Below are 19,884 nucleotides of genomic sequence, written 5' to 3'. Positions count from 1 at the left end.
TACATGATCAATCACCTATCTTAATTTACCACTTTATATATATAGTGTAAAATAACACCAATATCAAACTATTACGTTTAAGAATATCTACCTATAATTGAGCAATGTTTCCATCTAAATCATGGTTTCTCTTCTTCTATTAAAGGGAATTAAACCCTAAAAGTGAACCTTAAAAGGAGACCAACATGGTTACAATTGAATCAATCATAATAGGTATTGTTTTTATCCTCATTCAATTATACGCATTAACAATTGTCGAACGTTCTCCAATCGGGGAGCAAAAGCTGCTCTCATTATCAGGCGGTGTAGCTATTGCCTACGTATTTATTTATATCTTACCGACGCTTCATAAGAAACAAGAAGAGTTTGGAGGGTCGCTAGCCCTTGATACTGAACTATATTTTCTTGGTCTTCTCGGCTTACTCGTCTATTTTTCGGTGTATTCATTTGCTCAGACAAAAGCAGCCACTCACCTAACGGAACTGACCGTGTACATGGTACAGGCTAGTTTTTTTATGGTTTATTCTTTTATCATTTCTTATGTCGTATTTTCAACCGATGTTAAGCGAGTTGAATCAGTATTTTACGGACTGGCTATCAGCCTTCATTTTATCGGGTGGTCTTACCATCTAGGAAAAAAACATAATCGCTTACACAAAACTAGAGGTCGCTATATGCTGGCCGGAGCAACTTTTCTTGGATCCATTCTGGGCGTCTTCGGTCCCTCATCCGGCTTGCTTATCGAGTCGATGATTGCTTTTAGTTCAGGTGCAATGTTATTTAACGTGATCAGTAAAGAACTTCCTTATGAAAAACATGCGCATTTGCCTACCTTTTTAATCTCATCTCTTATCTATGCGGCTACAATGATTTCGTTAAAAGCTTTTTTCAATTGGTAGCTGCGTGCGCGTGTTTTCACAAAACAAAAAGAGCAGCCTTAAAGGTTGCTCTTTTAAAATATGGTTTTTATCACTAGATATACTGCAGCAATCGATGCAAGAACGATAAGTACATTCAAAATGCGATGTTGAGTAGCTAAGTGGCCTCGCTTCATTTCTGCACGAGTCAATGGTTTATTTTCATCGTGATTTCCACTCACTCTATTACATCTCCTATCCTGTTTAGTTATTGGTTCTGGCAATTTAAGCAATAAGCTGATCTTTGTCAGCTGCTTCTTCCTTTTTTATCTTCCCTCTACATAAGATATAGAAAACACTAAACATAACAATCGACCAAATAAGATTAGCTCCTGGCTCAGTGTTAGCTACCTTAAACAAACTCGGTATAGATCCGAAAACAGAATCGTCCGTTGTAAGGAACAGAGCGAGAAACATGTTGTTGGCTGCGTGTGCGCCAATGGTAATTTCTAAGCTTTTTGTTTTAATCGCGATATATGTAAGAGCAAAACCAGCTACAATATAATCTAGTCCCACCAATATAATGGATTTATTCATTTCAGGATTAGCAAAATGTCCTATAGAGAACATTAGTCCGACAATAATCGCAAGTAAAATTGGACGCTTCACTTTCTTACTCACCCATTGAAGAAGAAGCCCTCTAAAAAACAGCTCCTCTGTTGTTGTTTGAATAGGTACTAACAAAAGCGTAATCAGTACTAACAGGCTATACTCTTTTAAACTTACATGATTCCATGAATAATCCGAGTGGTTAAACACGACATCAATTAATTGTGAAACGATTAGTAACAGGCTAAAAGCTCCAAAAGACCATATTACTTTCTTCCAATTCACACGTTTGTTAGCAGTGATTAATGATTTCATTTTTCGTTTGTGAATAAAACGAATCCCGATCCATAAACCGAAAATCCAGCATATGTACATAATATGAGACAACAGAAAATCAAGATTAGCATTGATTCCTACAGCTACTCCGCTATCAAAATCAACATATGATTTTCCACTTTCATCAGCTGCAACCATTATCATTTCAGCAATAATATAAATAACTGATCCTAACAGCATAAACACAGAAGCAAGGATTGTTGTACTTACATAACGCTTCCAGCTATTTTTTCCTTCTTCCACATTTAAATAGTTTTTCATTTTATTCTTACTCCCTCAGCCTTCTCTTCTCAATTACATCGTTCTTCTCTACTTCGTTGTTGTCTAGGCAGTGTAAAAATCTATTAGGACCGGAAGTCCTGCAATTATGTTAACTACCGCCTGCTTTTTACCTTTGAAGATAAGGAAATAGACTGACAATATGAAGAAATCACAACTCTACCCATTACCTCTTTATATAAAATTTAGCGTCTTAAAAGCCGTTAAAAAACAGCTTCTTCTAAAAGAAGACTCGACACCAAGTCATCGTTAACCTTTATATCCTGCTCATATGTGCCCGCATACACATAATTTTGAAGAAAATACTTGCTACTCAAGAATATATATCCTAGAACAACTAAAATAAATATTTTTTTCAACATCGTCCTCACCTTTTTATCCAAAGTTTTCCCCTCACGGATGCTACCACAACCGCTAAGGGCTTATCTATAAACAGCTTTTCATTTTTTAAAATTAGCTACCATTCTATCCAACATCGCAAAATGTATATAAGTTACAAATATATTACATTATTATTACAAATGTAACAATTACATTATAACTAAGAAAAAGAGGATAATCAATATGAAGTGTTCAGTAAGACTAATAAAATTGCTAGATTAATATGATGCGTGTAAATAAATCAAAAACATGTTGGAAAAGACGTTTGTTATTAAACAGGAATATTTAAAGAACAAAAAAAGCAAACTCCCTACCATTAGGAGTTTGCTTCTTTTATTTAAGAGTTTTTATAACCTCTTTCATCTTGACACTCTTCTAAAGGAGTGATTAGATATATATATGTTAACTTTTTTAAAAATAAAGTTAACTTATTTTATCGTCGGTGGTGAGAGTGTATTGTATTGGGAAGAAGATATTAAAAGAGAACTTGCCTATTTAGATGAAATTTTTCAAAAACGGCACCTTGTTACGACAGAATTTGCTGAAGAACCATGGCTTACAGTCAATGGACGTAAAATGTTAAACCTTGCCTCTAATAACTATTTAGGCTACGCAGGAGATAAGGGGCTGAAGAAAACAATGAGTGATGCTGTGATGACGTATGGAGTAGGAGCAACAGCTTCACGCTTAATAGTAGGAAATCACTCTCTTTATGAGACAGCAGAAAGAGCACTTGTTAATTGGAAGAAAGCTGAGGCAGGACTTATTATCAATAGTGGTTATAATGCAAACCTAGGAATCATCTCAGCCTTGGTTCCGCGTAATGCCTTCATCTTCAGCGATAAGTTAAATCATGCAAGTATCATTGATGGAGCCCTACTGAGCCGTGCAAAACTGCAGCGCTATCGCCATAACGATATGAACCACCTAGAAAATTTATTAAAAAAAGTTCCCTTAGAGTCACGGAAGTTAATTGTAACAGATACTGTTTTCAGCATGGATGGTGACTTTGCCAAGCTCAAGGAACTTGTTAAATTAAAAGAGCAGTATAACGCACTATTAATGGTTGATGAGGCTCACGCAAGCGGTGTATACGGAAAAAATGGTGAAGGATATGCGCATTTTCTTGATCTGCAAGATAAAATTGATATTCAAATGGGAACGTTTAGTAAAGCGCTGGGCTCATTTGGAGCTTATGTTACTGGAAAACAGTGGCTCATAGATTATTTGAAAAATAGAATGCGAGGATTCATTTATTCAACTGCTCTTCCCCCTGCTATACTCGGTGCAATAACGGCTGCGATTGAAAAGGTGCAACAAGACACAGAGCGTCGCGCACTTCTTCAACAACATGCACTATTTTTTAGAAAAGCACTTACATACGAAGGATTCAACACGTGCAAAAGTCAATCTCAAATCATTCCAATTTTGACGGGAGAAAACAAAAGAACAATGCAGTTTGCAGAGCGTTTACAGAAAGAAGGAATTGCTGCTATTGCAGTTAGACCCCCTACTGTTCCTGAAAATAAAGCAAGAATTCGTTTTACTGTAACAGCAGACCATACTCGCGAAGATTTAGAGTGGGCCATAAGAAAAGTTTCTCTAATTGGAAAAGAAATGAGTGTGATCCAATGAAACAATCCACTATCCTAATATTTCCGGGATGGGGAATGGAAAAAGCAGCGTTTCACCCAATCATAAAATCATTATCTACTATATGTAACGTTTTGTGTATAGACTGGAGAGGTGTAAAAGAACTAAGTGACTTTAAAGAACGAGCAATCCAATTGCTTACTTCTACTCAAGGTACTGTTTATTTAATGGGCTGGTCATTAGGTTCCCTTATAACGCTTGAACTTGCAAGTTTATACCCTAACAAGATAGAAGGACTCATATTAATTGGCGGAACTAGTCGCTTTACAAACGACGTGCATAATACATTTGGATGGGAGCAGCGCATCGTTGAACGTATGAAAAAACAGCTACAGCGCAATAAGGAAAAAACACTTACTGCATTTTATAACGCTATGTTCACTAAATCTGAAAAAGAAGAAGAATTTCATCATCAATTTATGGAAGTTGTTCAGCGTGATTATCAAGGAGATAGTACGCACTCCCTCCTTACAGGGCTGGATTATTTACTTCAAAAAGATGTTAGAATGCAACTCAATCAAATTCAAACTCCTTGTTTGTTGATCCATGGAAGAGATGATCAAATATGTTTACCTGAGTCTTCTTCTTTCATAGCTGAAAGAATTGGTGGAAAAGCGCAGCTGTGCATTCTAGAAAAAGCTGGTCACATTCCTTTTTTTACGAAGCCTCAGCACTGTACGCAACTTATAGAAAAATTTCTCGAAAAGGAGCTCATTTATGATTAATAAGCAACTTTTAAAGAAAAGATTCAATAATCATGCTAAAACTTATGATGCTTATGCCGATGTACAAAAAAGCATGGCAAACCAGTTAATAGATCAGCTTTCCACCACTTTCTTTAACCAGAAAATAGCTATTCTTGAAATTGGCTGCGGCACGGGTTATTTAACACAATTATTGTGCGAAAAATTTCCTAAGGCTGCTATTACAGCAGTTGATTTGTCATCAGGAATGATTGAGTTAGCAAAGAAAAAAGTAATGGAAGATCGAGTTTCTTTCATATGCGGAGATATCGAGGAACTAAGTATAGAAAGACATTATGACCTTATTATTTCGAATGCAACATTTCAGTGGTTTAATAGTCTTCATACGACAATAAAAAAATTGTATAAACAACTTAAGCCTACAGGCAGCCTGCTATTTTCGACCTTTGGTAGTCGTACATTTCAAGAGCTTCATTCATGCTACAGCCATGCGAAACAAAAGCTCGGTCTTTTCAGTAATAGTTCACCTGGCCAATCGTTTTTTTCTCTTGAAGAGTTGTCTCAAGTTTGTGAACAAGCATTAGTTCCGTTGAGAGAACATCCATTTAAACTATCAAAAATGGAGAAACTAGAGGTTCAATACTTTCCGACGGTTCAGGCATTTTTTACATCAATAAAAAAGATTGGAGCAAGTAACAGTAACGAGGAAAACTACTGTCAACGTCCTTCGTTTTTTCGTGAATTAATCAACCTATATGAAAATGATTATCGTAATGAGAACGGAATAAAAGTAACCTATCATTGCTTAATATTTAATGTTACAAAAACGATCCAATAGCTAATCCTGCCCTGGCTACTCTCTAGAAGTGATGGATTGCCCCCAGTAAAAAAGGGTACTCTTCTATTTAGAAAAGTACCCTTAAATAATCAATTAAATTTAATTAACTTACTGTTTTTTAGAAACTAGCTCAATAATATTTGTTATACCTTGCTCGTTGTATCCTGTTTTTAATAACTGTATTTGACCACGTTCAGATAAATTTGTAAAAATGATTGGTGTAACAAGTGATTTAGCATTTTCCTTAATGTAGTTTAGGTCTATTTTTAAAAGCGGGGTTCCTTGTGTAACCTTTTCTCCCTCTTTAATTAGACATGTAAACCCTTTCCCATTCAAGTTCACTGTTTCTAACCCTACGTGAATTAATAACTCTAGATCTTGATCTGTTTTTAGACCTATGGCATGTTTTGTAGGAAAGATGCTAACAACCTCCCCATTGATAGGAGAAACAAGAGTATTATTAGTTGGTTCGATGGCAAAACCGTCTCCCATCATCTTTGAAGAAAAAACAGCATCAGGGACTTCTTCTAGAGGCACAATATATCCATCAAACGGAAGTTTGAATGCGCTTCCTAAAGTTGTATCGTTCATTTCTTTTTTCTCACCTGTTGCAGCAACTTCAGTTTTTGTCTTCGCTTCAGGTACTTCTTTGTTATTAGAGCCTTCTGTAATAGCCTCTTTTGGTATGCCAAATAAATATGTGCAGATGAATCCTCCAGCATATCCTGCAAGTAAGCCAATGATATATTTCAGCCATAAACCGTGAGCAATTAATGGAATTAATGCTAGGCCAGATGGACCGATAGCAATGGAACCAACGTTTCCGAACATTCCAATTACGGCTCCTCCAATTCCTCCACCGATACAAGCAGTAATGAATGGGCGTCCTAATGGAAGAATAACTCCATAAATAAGTGGTTCTCCAATACCTAATATTCCGACAGGAAGAGCCCCTTTAATAATGGTAACAAGTGATTTATTTTTACGACAACGAATCCAAAGTGCTAAAGTTGCACCTACTTGTCCAGCACCAGACATGGCAAGAATCGGAAGCAAGATGGTCATACCAGCTGTGTTAATCATTTCAATATGAATAGGGATTAATACTTGATGCAGACCTAGCATCACCAATGGTAAAAATGCCACTCCTAGTACAAAACCTGCAAAAACCCCTCCACGTTCAAGTGTCCAATCTATTCCACCAATTAAATTACTAGAAATTAGACCTGCAAAAGGCATAATAAAGAAAATCGTTAGTAATCCGACAATCAGAAGAGCAATTGTAGGTGTAACAATAATATCGATTGCATCGGGAATAAATCGACGTAAGAATTTTTCTAAAGATGAGAGTAACCATACAGCAATCAAAACGCCGATAACCCCGCCTTGCCCAGCAGTTAAGGGCTGATCGGTAAAGATATTCATAATAGGAAACTCTTCTGTAACTCCCGTTAAAAGGGTAATACCTCCAATAACCCCACCTAGGGCCGGAGTAGCACCAAACTCTTTTGCTGCGTTAATACCTACATAAATAACTAAATAGCTGAAGATTGCATTTTTAATCACATTAAGAATCGTAACGTATTGTTGCCAAGTGTCTTTATCAAGGTCTCCCGCGGTTATGCTATTGGCTAAAATCGAAGCAATGCCAGCTATTAAACCTGCGCCTACGAAAGCTGGAATGAGAGGTATGAAAATGCTTCCAACTTTCCGTAAAAAATTTTTAAATGGCGTATTGTTTTTCTTTTTTAGCTCAGATTTCATATCTGCACCTTTTGACGTCAAACCTTCAGATGAAGCTTTTTCTTGTGAAGGAGCTTCAGAATCTTCTTGAAGTACAATACCAAATTGTTCAGCAACTTTCGTAACTACTCCTGGTCCTAAAATAATTTGATACGTATCATCATCGACAACCCCTACCACTCCTTTCACTTGTTTTATACTCGCTTCATCAATTCTATTATGATTCACTGGGGTGACTCGGAGTCTTGTCATGCAGTGTGTATAATTCGCTATATTAGAACTGCCTCCAAGAGCTTGAAGCAGTTCTTTAGCTGTTTGATGATGTTTACTCATAGTTGTTCCCATCTCCCTTATATTTTCGCTACTTAATTAACGATTGCTTGACGGATAAATCCTTGGGTTTGTTCTAAACGATGTAAAGATTCCTCGTATGAAAGGCCTGTTAAAATCATGACTATAGCAAGCTTAGAATTACAATTTGCTTTTGCTAAGTACTCTTCTGCCGTATCATACGTGCATGAAGTTGCTTCCATCACAATTCGTTTTGCGCGCTCTACGAGCTTTTCATTCGTCAACTGCACGTCTACCATTAGATTTCCATAAACCTTTCCGATACCTACCATAGAAGCTGTCGAAAGCATGTTACAAATCAATTTTTGTGCTGTTCCAGCTTTCAAGCGAGTAGAACCTGTTAATACTTCAGGACCATTTACTACTTCAATTGCAATATTTGCTACTTTTCCAATATCAGAACTTTTATTGCAACTAACTGCTACTGTCTGAGCTTCAATTGAGTTAGCATATTCTAATGCTCCAATGACATAAGGTGTACGACCACTTGCTGCAATCCCCACAACAATGTCCGCCTTAGTAAGTCGAATGTTTTGTAAGTCTTCCATGCCTAACTCTTTACTATCTTCTGCTCCTTCTACTGCTTTAATAAAGGCTTTTTCTCCGCCGGCAATTAAGCCTACTACTTCATCTGGACTTGTACCAAATGTAGGCGGACACTCAACAGCATCAAGCAAACCAATGCGGCCACTAGTTCCTGCACCTATATAAATAAGGCGCCCCCCTTGTTTCTTAGCTTCTATAATAGCTTCTACAGCTTGCGCAATAGAAGGGAGTTCTGTTTTTATCGCACTCGCAACTTTTCCATCTTCTTCATTCATGGTTGTAAGGAAATCCAAAATAGACATTTCATCTAGATTCATTGTTTTTTCGTTACGTGTCTCAGTAGTTAAATGTTCAAGCATTACTTATCATCCTATCTTTGTTTTTGTTTGAAATCGTTCTCAAGTACAGAATAACGTCTTTGAAATTAAATTTCAACAATTATTTTAAAATGTTAAAATTTAATTTCAGAAACTATAGTAATATGTGACTTTGGACAAACATCATATGCCTGAATTTTAGTAAATAAGACAACTCTCGCCGTATAAATATCAAGCATGTCTTATATCAATAATGACTCCTTCCCTCCTGCAGCAAGGATTTTTTTTACATACGTTCCTATTAAAATCATTATTTTCATCCCTATATAGAAACTACCTTATGTTAAATGAGTAAAAAAGCGAAAAATTTTCTATTTTTTAGAACAGAATAGTTCCTTAAAAGGTTATAAAGGAGCCGAACTCATGTCTAAACAAATGGAAGATATAAACGAAATAAAGCTTTTAGATTCCCAAGTTCACTTATGTGAGGAGATTAGAAAATTGTTAAGAGAAAAAGAAAAAAGAAATCTACCTTTTATACAGGAATCTACAGAACACGATATCGTGCACATTGCTTCAAACAGGCTAATGAGTGAATTAATCTCTAGACACTAAATATATAGGAGCGCATTCATCAAGCAGACGAATAACTAATGACAAAGCAATCTGGATGCTACTAGACTGCTTTACCCCTTTCTGAAATCCGTTTTATGTTTATATCATGTATCTTAAAAAACAGAAAAAACAAGAAGGATCTCATAAGAATAATGCGTTTATCTATTTATTCTTCGTGCGGACAAATGATTGGATATTTCAAACTCAAATTACTAATAATACCGTTACATGTCTTTTGCGTAAAAGGAGCTAAGTAACGATGGAACTGAAAAGAATAATAGGCGTCACCTTTTTATCAAGCGTTATCTTATTTTCGGGACCTTTATCACTGGTCAATGCATCAGTAGATGATTCTAAAATGACTGTAAAACATTCAGTGAAAGAAGAGCTGCCCAATATAAAGATTTTGGCCACTGGAGGTACGATTGCAGGTTCTTCTGAAAGCAGCACAGACACAACTGGATATGAATCAGGAGCTCTTAACATTAAAACAATTATTAAAGCTGTTCCTCAGTTGAAAAAGCTAGCGAATGTAAGCAGCGAACAGGTCGTAAATATCGGAAGTCAAAATATAACTAACAGCATTTTATTAAAGTTAGCCAAACGAATTAATACACTATTAGCTTCTAAGGACGTTGATGGAGTGGTCGTGACACATGGATCTGATACGATGGAGGAAACGGCTTATTTTCTAAATCTGGTAGTAAAAAGTGAAAAACCGGTGGTTGTGGTTGGTTCAATGAGACCCGCTACCGCTATAAGTGCAGATGGACCGCTAAACTTATATAATGCAGTGAAAATTGCTTCTACAAAAGACGCACGAAATACCGGCGTTTTAGTAGCGCTCAACGATCGAATTGGTGCAGCTCGTTATATAACAAAAACACATACAACGGCAGTAGATACGTTTAAATCCCCTGAACAAGGATATGTAGGAGAAATAGCTGGAGATAAGGTAATATTTTATAACAAACCAACTCGCAAGCATACAACACAATCAATATTCGATGTATCAAAATTAGATAAGCTTCCTCAAGTAGATATCATATATGGGTATCAAAACGATTCTAGGAACTTTTATGACACAGCCGTAAAAGCTGGAGCAAAAGGAATAGTCGTTGCAGGAGCAGGAAATGGACTGCTATCCGATGCTGCCCTAACAGGTGCTAGAGATGCGGTAAAAAAAGGCGTAGTTATTGTTAGATCTAGCCGGGTAGGAAGCGGAGTTGTGACACATGAAGAATCAGATGATAAAGATACGTTTGTTACATCCGATTCGTTAAATCCACAAAAAGCCCGTATTCTTTTAATGCTTGCTTTAACGAAAACGAAGGATCCTAAAGAGATTCAAGAATATTTTAATGAGTATTAATAAAAAACTGTTTATACCGCTGTTGATTTCCGTGCAAGGCTTCGCTTTCTGCGGGCGGCCGGTGAGCCTCCTCGTCACTTCCGCTCCTGCGGGGTCTCACCTGTTCCGCTTTTTCCGCTGGAGTCTTCGCCTTGTCCTCCAATCAACCGCTAGAAGCACCTACATATACGAAACTCACGTTCAGATTTCCCTTTAACTAACATACTTTTATCTCAGCCTCTTTGAATTAAGAAAGAAACCATCAGCAGGTCCCTTATTCATTTCCCCAGTTCTTGCTTTCCATAATTAAATGATTTGAGGTGCCGTCTAGTACACGCCACACCAAAGTCTTGCCTTCTATATCCTTTAACTCGATAATGCCCTCTAGCTTATTGGTGTTCACATGGACGCGTCTCTCATTTATTCTTTGCGCACTTTTTAACCTTGTTCCAAATGTTGCAGGACTTTCTTCCGTTAGCTTTACAATTACATTTATCATACGTTTGTCAGAAACATAGTTTTCGCTGTTCTCATAGTTCTTATCAGCAGGTTTAATAGCATGTTCTAACCCATTTTCGTACTGACGCCAATCAACAATTAAAAAAACCGCAAATACGAAAGACACTGTGAGCAACAAGCCGTAGGCAATATATCGTTTCATTTACTTTTGCTCCTTTCGCAGGAATAGGTTGTATCAGAAAATAGTATCGTACCACTTTAAAAAATATTCCTTTTTTAAGAAAAAATAAAAGAAGTTATATTTTTTATAGGCCTTCCCTGCTCAAATTGCGCGAACCAAGAGAGATTTGTATACGGCTCATTTTTAGCTGCCACTATTACTTCACCATAAACTAAATTAAAAAAGGTTCCACTCATCAACGTTCAATGAGTAAAACCTTTTTTTGATTATCTGCGGCTAGCTGTGCCTCTGCTTTTTTGCAGATGAGCTTTGTGCCGTATAGCTAACAGGTTACTTTATTACTGAAATACTGCCGTTATGAGTAGCTAGTTTAATGATATTCTTTCCTTTTCCAATAACAGCGTCCCTATCATATTTACTCAGAATATCGACTTTTCCATTGTCCACGGAAACATTAAATTGAACGTTACTTGGTTCTTTTTCCGTCGTAATCTTAATCTTTCCATTGTTCGTTTTAAAGTCAATATCTCGATCAAGTTCTTTTGTTTCAAGAGCGATGCTTCCGTTATGGGTTTCGCTTTCTAAACTACCTTCCACGTTACTCAGCGTTATTTTCCCGTTATTTCCTTTTGCTTGAACCGTTTTTGCTGCAGCATTTTTTATGCTTGTAAGTCCATTGTGTACGCTGGTGTTCAAGTTTTGTGAATCAATGTTCTCTAATTCTACACGTCCATTGTTTGCACGAATGGAAACATCTGCTGCGCGTAACTTTTTAACAGACACATACCCATTGTTGCTGGAAATCCCCAATGAATTATACTGTTTTTCAGGCAGATAAACGTTGACGGTTAGCGGTTTTAATACACTAACAATGTCAAAATTGACCCAGCTGCGCTGTTGTTCATTGTAGGAGATGAAAAGTGTTGAATTTCTAACGGCAGTAGTGAAGTCTCTTTTTATGTTAGGAGATGTTTCGCCTTTTAATGTTACTTTGATATTATCGCCTTTGATAGGGTACACATGAACACGAGTATTATCCGTATCGATGTTTACCTTGGATACTTGATTGCTGTTGATCGTTTTTTCTTTTGAAATAGGTTCAGGATCAATAGCACGATACGTAAGGAGGCTTCCTATAATCCCACCAAGAATGAGAATGCCTGCAAGAATGGAGAGTTTCTTTTTATTCAGCACGTTTTAAACCGCCTTTCACCAGTGATACATTGTATTTTAGATAACGTACAAAGCCTTTTATAGCTAGCTTCGTTACAACTAACATACCTAACATAATAAAATAGCCAATTCCGCAAAATGCTAAAGACATAAATAAATTAAAGAGAAAAAAGCCGCCCCAATGTACAATAGCCTCACCGAGAACTAGAATAGGAGATAGCAAGAAACATAGACCTATGGCCCAAGCTGACAAAATGAAGCCAGCTAATGCAACCGCAGGACCTAGAACAATTATTATATTAAAAAAAGCTAAACCAATTACGGCCCAAGCGGCTCTTAAAATATTTTGAGTTGTTGTCTTAGCTGTTGCTTGCTCAACGTGGTAATCTGCCAGCAATTCTTTAGCTATTTGATTCGGAGAACCTAGCGACGTTACAATTTCTTCTTCTGTTTTTCCTTCTTCTAAGCCAATGGAAAAATGTTCTTCATAATCTTGTAAAATATCTGCACGTTCTTTTGAAGACAATGGTTTTAAGGATTCATTTAATTGCTGTAAAAAACTACTCTTTGACATTGTTCACACCTTCTTTAATTAATTGATTAACACCTCTTGAAAACTCGTTCCACTCATCGACAAGTTCATATAAATAATCTCTTCCTTTATCTGTGAGCTGATAATACTTTCTTGAAGGACCTTCTGTAGATTCTTTTAGGTACGTTGTGAAGTATTCTTCTTTTGTTAACCGGCGCAGAAGAGGATATACCGACCCTTCTGATATTTCAATTTGATCGGAGATTTTTTGAACTAGTTCATATCCATAACGGTCTTTTTTATCAAGCAGCACAAGGACACAAAGCTCTAAAACTCCTTTTTTAAATTGCACGTTCACTGTTCTTCACCCTTTTCTTTTCACAGTCCACTACTGTTTATTGTATAGTACTGATTTATAATTACTTCCTAATAATTACAATATATCACCAGCTATTGTTTATTGCAAGGTACTGTTTAATATTTTTTCAACCTTTAACCATTTTTACAGTCGTAAGGTGTTTTTTATAAAGCAAGATTCAACCTTCTTTTCTAATTAGCTTGTAGATAAAACTATTTTAACGTACCCAAAAGAAAAAGTAGTCTATAGCTATAGACTACATAAACGAAATCCGTCTATGCTATTTCTCCTTAGCCTGTTGGATAAATAAAAAGAAAACCGTTATTAAAATAAAATAAGTTAGAGGTTTTTTGAAAACGTCCCCTCCTAAAGCTAATTGTAATAAAATCCATAAGGCAAATATCACTAGTATGGCTGGTTCCAGTCAGTTGCGGCCTTAGACTATAGGTTTATTTCAGCGTTGATATATAATTGTATTTATTTTTTACTTTGAGTAGATCTTCTTTGCTCAAACTTCTTCTCCTGATAGCGTTGGTAGAACCAAATAGCAATAGCTAGCCAGCAGCCACTAGCAAAATAGCCTCCAATAACGTCGCTAGGATAATGCACGCCTAAGTAAATACGACTAATACCTATTGCTAAAATCATTATAATGCTAATAATGATTAAAAGTGTACGTCCCCAGCGAGTAGAAATATGACGCCAGAGCAAAAATGAAAGGACGCCGTAAACAGCAAAAGCACTCATAGCATGCCCACTTGGAAAGCTATAACCATTGATTTCGATTAATCGATGGAAATCAGGACGTGCACGATGAAAAAGTAGTTTTAGCAGCTCATTGAGGATTGGAGAACCTACAATAATCGCGATAAATAAAATAAGCTCCGTTCGATGTTTTAATACTTTATAGAGAAAAAACAAACTAAAGAGAGAAATAACTGCAACAGATGGCGTAGAGCCAATAAAAGTAAAGCATTTCATAATAGTCGTTAGCCCAGGAGTTTCGAACCCTTGAATCAGCGATATAATAGACCGATCAAATGCGACAATTTTTGATCCACTAATTAAAAGAGCCATCCCACTAAAACAAATAAGGGACAATATGCTTAACATAAAAGCAAGTGTAAATTGAAATTTCAACTTCATCCTAGACACCTCTAATTTCTGTCCTTTATCAAGTTACTTTTGATGAAATGTGATACGATAAGGTCTTTTTATTACTAGGTTTTAATGTTTCTTTGCTTTTGAAGTTAGGAGTATTAAAAATAAGGGCGTTGTTTTATATACACATTTATAGAGAGTTATTAAACAGAGGCAATACAACCGTTACATTTGTTCCTTCGCCTTCTTTACTCTCTATATTAATCGTACCGTGGTACTTTTCAATCCATCGCTTGGCTATAGCCAGTCCTAAGCCAAGTCCTCCTTGTTTTCTGCTCCTTGCCTTATCCACTCGGTAAAATCTATTTAAAATATAAGGTATATCCTCTTCTGGAATTCCAATTCCTTTATCCATTACTTTAAGAGATACTTTTTCATTGATTAGAGAACAGTCTATAACGACCTCTTTCTCTTCCTTCTTAGAATACTTGACTGCATTATCTAACAAAATAATTAGTATTTGTTCTAGATGGCGAGAAGAAATATTCACGTACAGATTTTCATGTGAGTGTCTTATTTTAAACTCATAGTTGTTATACAGTACTTCAAAATTCCTTACAACATGTTGAACAGTGGCCAATACGTTAATAGGTTCAACATCTACAGGATTTATCAGACTATTTTCAGCTCGGGATAGCTCTAATAATTCTTGCACAAGATTCGTTAAACGCTCTACTTCTTTCAGACTGGATTTCAAGGATTTATCTAATACTGCTGTATCATTTTTCCCCCAGCGATTTAACAATGTCAAATGTCCTTGGATAATGGCTAACGGAGTTCTTAATTCATGTGAAGCATCCTCTACAAACTGTTTTTGCTGTAAAAAGGAGTCTTCTAGGCTATCCATTAACTCATTAAATAAACTGCCTAATTGAGCAAACTCATCGTTTTTTTCATTAACTGGAACTCGTTCCTCAAGGCCATTTGTTTTTATTTTTTTCATCGTCAATGTTAACGCTTGAACGTTAGATAGTATTTTCTTTGCTAGAATGGTTCCACCTAGAATACTAAAGATTAGTGAGCCTATCCCTGCAGCAAGCATTAATAAAAAAATCTTGTCCATAAAAACATCGGACATCTCCATATTTCTTACAATTTCAACCGTTCCAGTGAAGTTGTCGGTGACAATTGGAGAACGAAGAACGAGTAGACGTTCATCGTGGTTTCGAATCACTTTATACTCTTGGTGCTTCACCGTTTTCGGTTGCTCCCAGTTTGGTGAAACATTGTTTGAGGTACTGGTTATAATGTTCCCTTTCTTATCAAGAACACGAATCAACTGATTCTTTTCATTAATTTTCGATAAGTATCCTTCACTGTTTTCAATTTGTTTTAAGGATAAGGGTTCATCATCAGATTGAATAAAAGCGAGAACCTCGTTTAATTGATGAATACCATTTTGCTTCTCATAATTTAAAATACTATTATCGATCACAATATATTGAAAGAGGTTGTAAGAGAGAAAAAGAAAAAATAAAAACATGGAAGACCATAAAGTTATCTTCCACCTTATAGGTAAGTCTTTTATATATTTTATCCATTTTCTCATTTAAACATCACGCATCACGTATCCAACCCCTCTGATGGTCTGAATATATAACTCTTTGTCCTCTACACTTAATTTGTTTCTTAAATATCTAACATATACATCTACAACATTCGTTTCAACAACTGAATCGTACCCCCACACTTGCTCTAGAAGTATGTCTCTCGTTAATACTTTGTTAATGTTACGCATAAAAATGGCTAGGAGTTCAAATTCTTTATTCGTGAGTTCAATTAGTTTTTTTTCTTTTATCACTGTTCTTGATTCCAAATCAAGTTCAATATCTTTAAATGTTAATAGTAGCTTCTGATCCAGCATCTTGTTGTTTTCTTGACGTCTAAAAATGACTCGCATTCTTGCAAATAATTCTTCAATTGCAAATGGTTTGGACAAATAATCGTCAGCTCCATTATCAAGCCCCATTACCCTGTCCATGACACTATCCTTAGCTGTGAGCATAATAACAGGAGTATCCTTAGTTGTTCTTAGTCTTCTGCATACCTCAATTCCATTTAATCCAGGCATCATTAAATCCAATAATATAATATCGTACTTCTGCTTGGTTGCTTTATCTAAACCAGTACGACCATCGTAAGCTACGTCAACTAAATATCCTTCATATTTTAGTTCTAATTCTAAAAATTCTACTAATCCTTCTTCATCCTCTACAATTAGTACCTTTTGCATATAAAGTACTCCCCTTTGTCTAAAAATTAAAAATGTAAAAACTGCTTCTACAAATGAATATGAGTACTAGTACTATATCCCTCAATTTTGAAAGATAATAAGAAGAAATATGAAATAAGTTTTCTATGACTTTCTTCTTTAATGAATCATATAAAGTTGCTTTCCTTGTTTCTTTAACTTTCTTTAATGGTGTATCCTATACCTCGAACAGTCTCAATAAGTGAGGGACTAAATCCTTCTTCAATTTTCTTTCTCAAATAACTTATATAAACATCAAGTATATTTGTATCTCCTTCGTATTCATATCCCCATACATTTAGTAAGATTCCTTCACGAGTAACCGTCTTATTTTTATGGATGACTAAGTAAATTAATAAATCATACTCTTTAGGGGTTAAGCTGATTTTTTGCCCAGCTCTAGTTACTTCTCTTGATTCAGTATTTATAACCATATCTTCAATTAATAATAACGAGTCTTTTTCTACCTTATTCCTAATAACAAGGTGCTTATAACGTAGTAAAGAACGTATCCGAGCCAGCAATTCTTCTGTTTTGAATGGCTTAGTTATATAATCATTTGCGCCATGATCTAACCCTAGTATTTTGTCTAGAGTTGAATTGCGAGCTGTCAAAAGAATAATAGGCACGTAATTCTCTCTCTTTCTTACTTTACGCAAGACCTCTATACCACTCATTTCCGGTAGCATAATGTCAAGTAAAATTAAATCAAACATATTTGATAAGGCCATTTCGAGACCATCTCTTCCATTGTTTTTAATTTTCACTTGGTAACCTTCATGTTCAAGTTCCATTTTTAATATATTGCCTATTTCTACTTCATCTTCCACAATTAAAATACTTTCTTTCATCTAACTAACCCCTCTTTTCAATCTCTATATTTTTGCTTTGCATATCGATCGCTCTTTCCAATAATAAAGAGAAGTGTACAGCTATCACAAACCAACATCTCAGTGGACAATAGGAAATTTTAAGTGCTGAACATAAAAACATAAGATAAAAGACTTCTATTAGAATGTGATATTAAATTCCCTACCCATTGTTCTTTGCTTTAATAACAATTACTTCACTAATATCATTAAAGTTGGATGAGGGTTTCACAACGGCCAATTGCGTTAGTCCATATTCATCAGGCTTTACTTTGATGACTTTTCCTAAGGCTAATTTCCCTTGAAAGATTGAACTGATAGGAGAGGTTTGAACTTTATCTCCTACATTAACCTCAGCCTCACTAGGGATTTTTCTAATAATTAAATTACCTTTTTTATCATCGTAGCCTTCTAATGTTCCATTCACGCTTTTCCTATCCTTTAACATTACCGCCATACGATTTGTCCTAAGGTTTGAGCTAATTAGTTCTACAATAGAGGTTGACGAAAAAACTTTGGATACCTTCCCAATGACTCCATTTGTACCTAGCACATTCATATCTATTTTTAACCCCTGCTTCTTTCCTTTATCAATTGTTAATTCATTGTTCCAGTTGTTCGTTGAGCGGCCAATTACGGCAGCTGTTACAGGATTATAGGTTTTTACCTGATCTTCTGTTTTTAAAATTTTTTTTAAGACTTTATTTTCATATTCCAACTTATAAGCATTTGCTTCCTCTTGGTTTTCAGTGGCTAGCTTATTCTTTAAGATAGAGTTTTCTTTGTAAGTGGAAAATAATTGACTCACTTGTTGAGGTTCACTCCAAGAAAGCTTGTCTAAAGAAAGTAAGCTACCTTTGTACAAGGTTCCAACAAAAATAAGTCCTCCTACAGTAAGAATCCCTCCTATCAAAATATATGTATGTCTTTTCTTCTTTCTTTGAAAACGTATCAAAATGGCACCTTCCTACCAATAGTCATGCTATTTATAATGTTACTAGCTGCTTCTTAAAAATTTCTTAAGTATTATCATCTTTGACCTCTTAACAACTATTCAACGTTCTCCTTCTTTTAATGAATTGTACTTATTTTCTAGTTTCAAAAGCTGAAGGCATAAAGTTATGTTTAAAAAACTTGGCTCACATAATTTAAATTTAATACTGTGTAATGAAATTTAAATGAAATTAAAATGAGAATTCGATAAAAAATAAATATTTTATTTTTATAAAAACATCATGGTGCAACAGAGTTGATAAAACATTTAATTAAAACATTAATAAAAAGTTTTTTATAAAAATCTCATTAAATTCTTATTTATTTTTCATTTTGATTTTAGAAAAAGACTGTACAGTTTGAATTACAGCGATGAAGCTTTTTAAAAATTTCTTTAAGAAAAACTTTAGGCAAGTGTGCCGTTTATTTAAGAGAATAAACAGTTAGCACAAGAAGGAGAGAAAAATTAAAAATGCAAACATCTTCGCCAATGAATAAAATTGCTCAAATTACCCTTGTTTTTTGGATTATGAAGATTTCTGCTACGACACTGGGTGAAACCGCAGGTGACTTGTTAGCACAAACATTAGGAGTTGGATATGCAGTTAGTACGCTAATCTTTTTTAGCATATTTTTAATTACGCTTGTAGCTCAACTAAGCTCTAAGAGGTATATTCCGGCCCTTTATTGGACTGTTATTCTGTCAACTAGCGTAGCTGGCACAACTATGTCTGATTTTATGGATCGTACACTGGCATTAGGTTACGCAAAAGGCTCGATGATATTAATCACTATATTGTTGTCGATATTTGCATACTGGTATTTTAGCGAGCGTTCATTAAATATCAACTATATTAGAAACCGCAAGGCTGAAATACTTTATTGGATTGCCATCCTTTTCTCAAACACATTAGGTACAGCTTTAGGCGATTTTTTGTCTGATACGTCTGGCCTTGGATATATAGGTGGAGCTATTTTAATTGGCAGCTTACTAGCATTCATTGTTATATGTACCTTCTATACAAAGATTTCTCGTGTATTTTTATTTTGGGTAGCATTCGTTTTGACTCGCCCTTTCGGAGCAACATTTGGAGATCTTTTGACAAAGCCACATGAAAAAGGTGGTTTAGACTTAGGTACGGCAGGCTCTTCTCTAGTCCTAGCCTCCATTCTTATTGCCTTTATGATTCATACGACATTTAAACAAAATAACGTAAGCTCAGAACAAGCGCTGTAGATTTTCTTTTTTATTTAATACATTACAAAACCCATAAAAAGAAAAAATCTAACGAAGTGACTAATTGCATGAACCACCTCTTTTTCGCAC

The 19,884-nt window shown here is 35.5% G+C and carries 20 protein-coding genes and 2 pseudogenes; 7 read left to right on the top strand and 15 right to left on the bottom strand.

Features of this window, described 5'->3' with window-relative positions; translation table 11 throughout:
- The first annotated feature begins 185 nt into the window (after positions 1-185).
- Positions 186-899, top strand: coding sequence for a hypothetical protein (locus tag MMB68_RS23145; protein ID WP_269871435.1), 714 nt, complete (start codon positions 186-188; stop codon positions 897-899).
- 53 nt (positions 900-952) lie between these two features.
- Here MMB68_RS23145 and MMB68_RS23140 read toward each other — a convergent pair whose 3' ends face one another.
- Together MMB68_RS23140 and MMB68_RS23135 are read right to left on the bottom strand one after the other, a co-directional pair.
- Positions 953-1,099, bottom strand: a complete 147-nt coding sequence (locus MMB68_RS23140) for a hypothetical protein (protein WP_016766343.1) — start codon at positions 1,097-1,099, stop codon at positions 953-955.
- Between the two features lie 43 nt (positions 1,100-1,142).
- On the bottom strand, positions 1,143-2,063 hold the full coding sequence (locus MMB68_RS23135; RefSeq protein ID WP_277549365.1) for a CPBP family intramembrane glutamic endopeptidase: 921 nt from the start codon (positions 2,061-2,063) through the stop codon (positions 1,143-1,145).
- Positions 2,064-2,918: 855 nt separating this feature from the next.
- Between MMB68_RS23135 and bioF the strand changes: the two genes are divergently transcribed.
- The 3 genes from bioF to bioC are packed head-to-tail and all read left to right on the top strand — an operon-like array spanning position 2,919 to position 5,657.
- A complete protein-coding gene (gene bioF, locus MMB68_RS23130; RefSeq protein ID WP_481861946.1) occupies positions 2,919-4,097 on the top strand; it encodes an 8-amino-7-oxononanoate synthase in 1,179 nt (392 codons plus the stop codon).
- Positions 4,094-4,840: an alpha/beta fold hydrolase gene (locus MMB68_RS23125; RefSeq protein ID WP_277549363.1), complete on the top strand. Its 747-nt coding sequence runs from the start codon at positions 4,094-4,096 to the stop codon at positions 4,838-4,840. Before bioF ends, MMB68_RS23125 begins: the two co-directional genes overlap by 4 nt.
- The gene (gene bioC, locus MMB68_RS23120) at positions 4,833-5,657 is read left to right on the top strand and encodes a malonyl-ACP O-methyltransferase BioC (protein ID WP_221786265.1); all 825 of its coding nucleotides are present in this window, start codon (positions 4,833-4,835) and stop codon (positions 5,655-5,657) included. Before MMB68_RS23125 ends, bioC begins: the two co-directional genes overlap by 8 nt.
- A 108-nt stretch (positions 5,658-5,765) precedes the next feature.
- Here bioC and MMB68_RS23115 read toward each other — a convergent pair.
- The 3 genes and pseudogenes from MMB68_RS23115 to murQ form a co-directional block, all read right to left on the bottom strand.
- Positions 5,766-6,206 (bottom strand): annotated as a pseudogene (locus tag MMB68_RS23115) (PTS sugar transporter subunit IIA); the annotation flags it as partial.
- Between the two features lie 120 nt (positions 6,207-6,326).
- A pseudogene (locus MMB68_RS23110) lies at positions 6,327-7,733 on the bottom strand (PTS transporter subunit EIIC); the annotation flags it as partial.
- Positions 7,734-7,765: 32 nt separating this feature from the next.
- Positions 7,766-8,656, bottom strand: coding sequence for an N-acetylmuramic acid 6-phosphate etherase (murQ, locus tag MMB68_RS23105; RefSeq protein WP_264408397.1), 891 nt, complete (start codon positions 8,654-8,656; stop codon positions 7,766-7,768).
- 381 nt (positions 8,657-9,037) lie between these two features.
- Here murQ and MMB68_RS23100 point away from each other — a divergent pair, with 381 nt between their 5' ends.
- Positions 9,038-9,229 carry a hypothetical protein gene (locus tag MMB68_RS23100; RefSeq protein ID WP_221786268.1) on the top strand — a complete coding sequence of 64 codons (192 nt, stop codon included), beginning with the start codon at positions 9,038-9,040 and terminating at the stop codon, positions 9,227-9,229.
- Between the two features lie 259 nt (positions 9,230-9,488).
- Positions 9,489-10,601: a type II asparaginase gene (locus MMB68_RS23095; protein WP_264408398.1), complete on the top strand. Its 1,113-nt coding sequence runs from the start codon at positions 9,489-9,491 to the stop codon at positions 10,599-10,601.
- A 253-nt stretch (positions 10,602-10,854) separates the two neighbouring features.
- Here MMB68_RS23095 and MMB68_RS23090 read toward each other — a convergent pair whose 3' ends face one another.
- The 10 genes from MMB68_RS23090 to mreC form a co-directional block, all read right to left on the bottom strand.
- Positions 10,855-11,241, bottom strand: coding sequence for a hypothetical protein (locus tag MMB68_RS23090; RefSeq protein ID WP_221786270.1), 387 nt, complete (start codon positions 11,239-11,241; stop codon positions 10,855-10,857).
- Between the two features lie 309 nt (positions 11,242-11,550).
- Positions 11,551-12,414, bottom strand: a complete 864-nt coding sequence (locus tag MMB68_RS23085; RefSeq protein WP_221786271.1) for a DUF4097 family beta strand repeat-containing protein — start codon at positions 12,412-12,414, stop codon at positions 11,551-11,553.
- On the bottom strand, positions 12,404-12,967 hold the full coding sequence (locus MMB68_RS23080; RefSeq protein WP_277549362.1) for an HAAS signaling domain-containing protein: 564 nt from the start codon (positions 12,965-12,967) through the stop codon (positions 12,404-12,406). The genes MMB68_RS23085 and MMB68_RS23080 overlap by 11 nt, the downstream gene beginning before the upstream one ends.
- Positions 12,954-13,283: a PadR family transcriptional regulator gene (locus tag MMB68_RS23075; protein ID WP_028409849.1), complete on the bottom strand. Its 330-nt coding sequence runs from the start codon at positions 13,281-13,283 to the stop codon at positions 12,954-12,956. Before MMB68_RS23075 ends, MMB68_RS23080 begins: the two co-directional genes overlap by 14 nt.
- Before the next feature lie 280 nt (positions 13,284-13,563).
- Complete coding sequence (locus tag MMB68_RS23070; protein WP_277448044.1) at positions 13,564-13,707, bottom strand: hypothetical protein; 144 nt, start codon at positions 13,705-13,707, stop codon at positions 13,564-13,566.
- Between the two features lie 53 nt (positions 13,708-13,760).
- Complete coding sequence (locus tag MMB68_RS23065) at positions 13,761-14,429, bottom strand: phosphatase PAP2 family protein (protein ID WP_277447323.1); 669 nt, start codon at positions 14,427-14,429, stop codon at positions 13,761-13,763.
- A gap of 145 nt (positions 14,430-14,574) precedes the next feature.
- Complete coding sequence (locus tag MMB68_RS23060) at positions 14,575-15,993, bottom strand: HAMP domain-containing sensor histidine kinase (RefSeq protein ID WP_277447322.1); 1,419 nt, start codon at positions 15,991-15,993, stop codon at positions 14,575-14,577.
- Complete coding sequence (locus MMB68_RS23055) at positions 15,994-16,677, bottom strand: response regulator transcription factor (protein ID WP_063247122.1); 684 nt, start codon at positions 16,675-16,677, stop codon at positions 15,994-15,996.
- A gap of 173 nt (positions 16,678-16,850) precedes the next feature.
- Positions 16,851-17,546, bottom strand: coding sequence for a response regulator transcription factor (locus MMB68_RS23050; protein ID WP_028414892.1), 696 nt, complete (start codon positions 17,544-17,546; stop codon positions 16,851-16,853).
- Between the two features lie 181 nt (positions 17,547-17,727).
- Positions 17,728-18,519, bottom strand: a complete 792-nt coding sequence (mreC, locus tag MMB68_RS23045; RefSeq protein WP_277549361.1) for a rod shape-determining protein MreC — start codon at positions 18,517-18,519, stop codon at positions 17,728-17,730.
- Between the two features lie 510 nt (positions 18,520-19,029).
- Here mreC and MMB68_RS23040 point away from each other — a divergent pair.
- A complete protein-coding gene (locus MMB68_RS23040) occupies positions 19,030-19,794 on the top strand; it encodes a COG4705 family protein (RefSeq protein WP_277447320.1) in 765 nt (254 codons plus the stop codon).
- Positions 19,795-19,884 lie beyond the last annotated feature (90 nt).

The sequence above is a fragment of the Priestia sp. Y58 genome (assembly GCF_029522095.1).
Lineage (GTDB): Bacteria > Bacillota > Bacilli > Bacillales > Bacillaceae_H > Priestia > Priestia megaterium_E.
This window is presented reverse-complemented; position numbering and strand designations above follow the sequence as displayed.

Bases quoted from the DNA above. Each gene is read 5' to 3' on its own strand.
- MMB68_RS23050 (WP_028414892.1), bottom strand. From the start codon at position 17,546: ATGAAAGAAAGTATTTTAATTGTGGAAGATGAAGTAGAAATAGGCAAT.
- MMB68_RS23090 (WP_221786270.1), bottom strand. From the start codon at position 11,241: ATGAAACGATATATTGCCTACGGCTTGTTGCTCACAGTGTCTTTCGTA.
- MMB68_RS23040 (WP_277447320.1), top strand. From the start codon at position 19,030: ATGCAAACATCTTCGCCAATGAATAAAATTGCTCAAATTACCCTTGTT.
- murQ (WP_264408397.1), bottom strand. From the start codon at position 8,656: ATGCTTGAACATTTAACTACTGAGACACGTAACGAAAAAACAATGAAT.
- MMB68_RS23055 (WP_063247122.1), bottom strand. From the start codon at position 16,677: ATGCAAAAGGTACTAATTGTAGAGGATGAAGAAGGATTAGTAGAATTT.
- MMB68_RS23065 (WP_277447323.1), bottom strand. From the start codon at position 14,429: ATGAAGTTGAAATTTCAATTTACACTTGCTTTTATGTTAAGCATATTG.
- MMB68_RS23095 (WP_264408398.1), top strand. From the start codon at position 9,489: ATGGAACTGAAAAGAATAATAGGCGTCACCTTTTTATCAAGCGTTATC.
- MMB68_RS23135 (WP_277549365.1), bottom strand. From the start codon at position 2,063: ATGAAAAACTATTTAAATGTGGAAGAAGGAAAAAATAGCTGGAAGCGT.
- MMB68_RS23060 (WP_277447322.1), bottom strand. From the start codon at position 15,993: ATGAGAAAATGGATAAAATATATAAAAGACTTACCTATAAGGTGGAAG.
- MMB68_RS23125 (WP_277549363.1), top strand. From the start codon at position 4,094: ATGAAACAATCCACTATCCTAATATTTCCGGGATGGGGAATGGAAAAA.
- MMB68_RS23080 (WP_277549362.1), bottom strand. From the start codon at position 12,967: ATGTCAAAGAGTAGTTTTTTACAGCAATTAAATGAATCCTTAAAACCA.
- MMB68_RS23145 (WP_269871435.1), top strand. From the start codon at position 186: ATGGTTACAATTGAATCAATCATAATAGGTATTGTTTTTATCCTCATT.
- bioC (WP_221786265.1), top strand. From the start codon at position 4,833: ATGATTAATAAGCAACTTTTAAAGAAAAGATTCAATAATCATGCTAAA.
- MMB68_RS23100 (WP_221786268.1), top strand. From the start codon at position 9,038: ATGTCTAAACAAATGGAAGATATAAACGAAATAAAGCTTTTAGATTCC.